We start from the raw sequence: 4,171 nt of genomic DNA on the forward strand, positions 1-4,171 counted from the left end.
TTTTTTATTTATCAACAATTGACAAAAATTAACCTTTGTTCTTTCACAAAATAGTGAGCTATTCTGTAATTTTATCCCATGTATGCATTAGTCGATTGCAATAATTTTTACGCTTCCTGCGAACGTGTTTTCCAACCTCAACTAAATGGAAAACCAATTGTTATTTTATCTAATAACGATGGCTGTGTCATTTCGCGGAGTTATGAAGCCAAAGATTTAGGCATTGCCATGGGCGCACCCGAATTTAAAATTCGGCAAGAATTGAAACAAAAAAATATTCATGTTTTCTCTTCCAACTATGCGTTGTATGGCGACTTGAGTAATCGCGTGATGAAGATATTAGAAAGCTTTACGCCAAATGTAGAAGTCTATAGCATAGACGAGGCCTTTCTGAACTTTGACGGAATGAAAATCAAGGACTATCACGAGTATGGATTGCAGATGAAACGCCGAGTGCAAAAATGGCTCAGCATTCCTATTTGCGTCGGTTTTGCAGAAACCAAAGCCTTATCCAAAGTAGCTAATAAAATCGCTAAGAAATATCAGGAACGAACGCAAGGTGTCTATATAATTGATAGTGAAGAGAAACTAATCAAAGCCTTGAAATGGACCAAGATTGAAGACGTTTGGGGTATTGGTTTTCGACTGACCAAAAAAATGAAAGCCAAAAATATACACACCGCTTATGATTTTACGTTGCCTCACAACGAAACGTTTATTAAAACCACGATGGGTGTGGTAGGATTGCGGTTGAAATATGAATTGGAAGGCCAATCGGTTTTGGAAATGGAAGAACCCAAAGACAAAAAAAATATTGCCGTTACCAGAAGCTTTGACGGAAACATCACCACACTTAATGAAATGACAGAGCGCGTTTCTACCTTTGCCACCGTTTGCGCTGAGAAACTCCGCAAACAAAAATCTTGTTGCTATGGTGTCATTGTCTATCTGCGAAAAGACAAATACAAAGTAGAACGCCAACGGTATAATTTTTATAAAATGGAAACGCTACCGTTTGCCAGTAATTCTTCCATTACCCTCAGTAGTTTGGCAGTAAAGATGCTAAAATCAATGTTTGAAGAAGGCGAAATTTATAAAAAAGCAGGTGTAATTGTCACCGAAATTATTCCGGAGAACCAAAAGCAATTTCATTTGTTTGAAGAAGAAAATCCAAAACATTTGAAACTAATGCAAGTGATGGACAATTATTATAAAAAAACCGGCGAACGAAAAATACGATTGGGCAATCAAGACTTGCAACGCACTTGGAAAATGAAACAAAACCATTTGTCTAGAAAATACACCACCGATTTTAAACAAATTTTTGAAGTACAATGTCAGTAAAAAACAACCTTACTTTTTTTATCCCCGATGTGGAAAACACTCGCGAACTCCCCTATTTTGCTAGCGGTATCAAAGCAGGTTTCCCCTCGCCTGCCGCTGATTTTGATGAAGCAAAAATCAGTTTGGACCGCGTATTAGTGAAAAACCAAGAAGCTACTTTCTATGCCAAAGCATCAGGAACATCCATGATTGGTGCTGGCATAGACGATGGCGATATTATGGTGATTGACAGAAGTCTAGAACCGCAAAATAACAAAATTGCCGTATGTTGCATTGATGGCGAATTTACCGTAAAGCGCATCGCCATCAAAAAAGACGGTGTATATCTATTACCCGAAAACAAAGACTACCAAGCGATAAAAGTTACCGAAGACAATGAACTTATCATTTGGGGTATTGTTACCTATGTTATAAAGAGTGTTTGAAACAAAAAGAGCAATACTTAATTAATAAAAGGTTTTCCTTTCAATTTTTCAAAGGAAATTGTTAGTACTTTGATTATTTAATAATAATTTTCTTAGTTTCAATCAAACTGTTTTCTCGGTCATAAATTTTGACAAAATACAAACCTTGACCATTTATGTTGTTTAATTGAATGGTGTTTTGTTGTAAATTTAAAACACCATAAAGAACTTCTTGACCTAATGCATTTATAATTTTATATTTCCAACCAACTGAGCTTGTATTGTTATTCCAATCAATTATTAACTGATCTTTAGCTGGATTAGGATACACTTCAAATAACTGGTTACTAAATGTTTCATTTCCTATTATTGAACTTTTCACCCACCTTACAGAAATACCAGTTCTAGTATCAAAAGTAGAATTAACGACAGCACCATTAGTCCAAGTTAGTTGGAAAAAATTAGCTGCAAATGGTGCTAAATAATCTGAACACCACCAATGTCCAGTACCTGTAAGGTTCTGTCCTATAGTATTAGTTGGGCGATAACCTCCTGGAAGACCTGTAAACCCACTGCTGTTTGTAGCGTCTGTGTTGGGGTCTGACCAATGATTTAAACCTGCTTCTTTCATTTTACCTCCAGCTACACTATTGCCTCCTAAATAATAAAATAATGAAGACCAATCAGCAACACTTGGTACATTCCAATCTGATGGGGCTAATGACTTTCTACTTGCAATTTCTGCAGATGTTGGAGGATTTGACTCTGCCTGCCATATGCCTGCCACAGCATACCAATTATACATTTTTCCGTAAGTGTTTCCAAGCGAGGTATCATTATTATAATAACACCAAGCACCAGTAGTTAAATTTGACCAAGCTGTAGGATCAGTTACTTGAGGAATTGGGGTACCATCGGAATATTTAGAAACATTCAAATTTTCTTTCATCCATTCTTGAGTTCCAATAATAACCGTATTATATTGATTTCCATCAATATCAGTCACGCCATTCCCGGGTACTTGACTAAATGCACTTAATGTTAGCACTAAAAATATCCAAACTAATTGTTTCATTTGCTTTCATTTTTTATTATTACTCCTCAAAAATAATAAACAATTTTAAAATATTACAACTTTTTTACATAAAAAAAGGAAGTTAATTTAACGTATCTATTTCGTTATTAAATAGTTGTAATGCTTTTTGGAATGTTAACCAACATAAAATTATCGCTTTGGGTTTTGGTGGGGGCGATGCTTAAAAAGCAAATACTGAAAAATTTTTTATCCTCCCGATTTCAATTTGTTATATCGGGATAAATTTTTCAGCAAAAATAACACGTATAAAAAAAAGAGCAACATGAAAATGTTGCTCTTTTATACTCCACCTCTTGGAGAAAGTTACAATTTTGATGAGATGGATTTCATTTATAACTATAAGGAAATTGAAGGGCTGAACGTTGTGCAAAATTGCAGGAAGTTATATTAATTTTTCTTAAAGCTATGTAACTTCCTGATGTGCTTTTTTTTAGTTTTTCATAAAAATAATCCAATCCCATTCTGCTGGATTTCCAATTCCAACACTTGGAGTGTATAAAAATAGTTTAACACTAGCGTTCGGATTTGAATTTAAATATTGTCTAACTTTTACCAAACTTTGTACTGAAGTCCATACTTCATTATAACTGTATGTTGTATTATCTGGATTAAATACATTTTCAAATCCTGCACTTGGTGTAACATAATCTGTTGTCATTACTGTATCAAACTGATTTGCATTTAATAAATTTTGAGGATAATTCATTTGTCCAAGACCACTCCAAACAATTGTTCCATCAAATAATGTTTCGTTTAATTCTTGATAAATAATTTTAACACTCCCAAAGTCACTAGGTGCAACATATTGATTAGTTAAGGTCATATTAGAGGTAGTATTAGGAAAAGATAATTCTTTTCCTCCTTCAAACTGATTGGTATTATAGTCAACTTTCAAAACCATAATAGTGTTTGGATTTGTTGTTGGTGTATTAGTTTCCTCGTTGTCATTTGAACAAGAGATTAATGTCAAAATAATAGCTGTAAATGATAAAATTTTAGTTTTCATATTTATAGTTTTCATGTTATAATTTTAAATAGATGCTTTTTTCTTAGAGAGTGTTGGCTAATATTATTGTAGAAAAAGAAGTACTAAAATAATAAAATTATCTTGTAAAAATAATAAAAATTGAAAAAAGTTTAATAAAAAGTTAGAGAATTACTTATAAAAAAAAGTCCAACATTTCTGCTGAACATTTGCTCCCCCTATTGGGCTTCCCGATTTCACTTCGTTACTTCGAGATAAACCACTCGCCCAAAAAGGTCCACAACAAAACCCGACACTTTCGTATCGGGTTTTGTTTTGCTCCCCCTCTTGGAGAAAGTTGCA

General features: G+C 33.9%; 4 protein-coding genes. 2 read left to right on the forward strand and 2 right to left on the reverse strand.

The features are described from left to right. Window positions 1–78 precede the first annotated feature (78 nt). Together ACOYLT_RS10370 and ACOYLT_RS10375 are read left to right on the forward strand one after the other, a co-directional pair. Complete coding sequence (locus ACOYLT_RS10370) at window positions 79–1,344, forward strand: Y-family DNA polymerase (RefSeq protein WP_422853777.1); 1,266 nt, start codon at window positions 79–81, stop codon at window positions 1,342–1,344. Continuing rightward, on the forward strand, window positions 1,335–1,769 hold the full coding sequence (locus tag ACOYLT_RS10375; RefSeq protein WP_422853778.1) for a LexA family protein: 435 nt from the start codon (window positions 1,335–1,337) through the stop codon (window positions 1,767–1,769). The genes ACOYLT_RS10370 and ACOYLT_RS10375 overlap by 10 nt, the downstream gene beginning before the upstream one ends. A 73-nt stretch (window positions 1,770–1,842) precedes the next feature. Here the strand turns inward: ACOYLT_RS10375 and ACOYLT_RS10380 are convergent, their stop codons facing one another. Together ACOYLT_RS10380 and ACOYLT_RS10385 are read right to left on the reverse strand one after the other, a co-directional pair. Then, complete coding sequence (locus tag ACOYLT_RS10380) at window positions 1,843–2,823, reverse strand: FISUMP domain-containing protein (RefSeq protein ID WP_422853779.1); 981 nt, start codon at window positions 2,821–2,823, stop codon at window positions 1,843–1,845. A gap of 451 nt (window positions 2,824–3,274) precedes the next feature. Continuing rightward, entirely contained in the window at window positions 3,275–3,850 is a 576-nt protein-coding gene (locus tag ACOYLT_RS10385; RefSeq protein WP_422853780.1) for a hypothetical protein, read from the reverse strand. Window positions 3,851–4,171: the final 321 nt, after the last annotated feature.

Origin of the sequence: Flavobacterium sp. (assembly GCF_049318185.1) — a bacterium.
Classification (GTDB): Bacteria; Bacteroidota; Bacteroidia; order Flavobacteriales; family Flavobacteriaceae; genus Flavobacterium.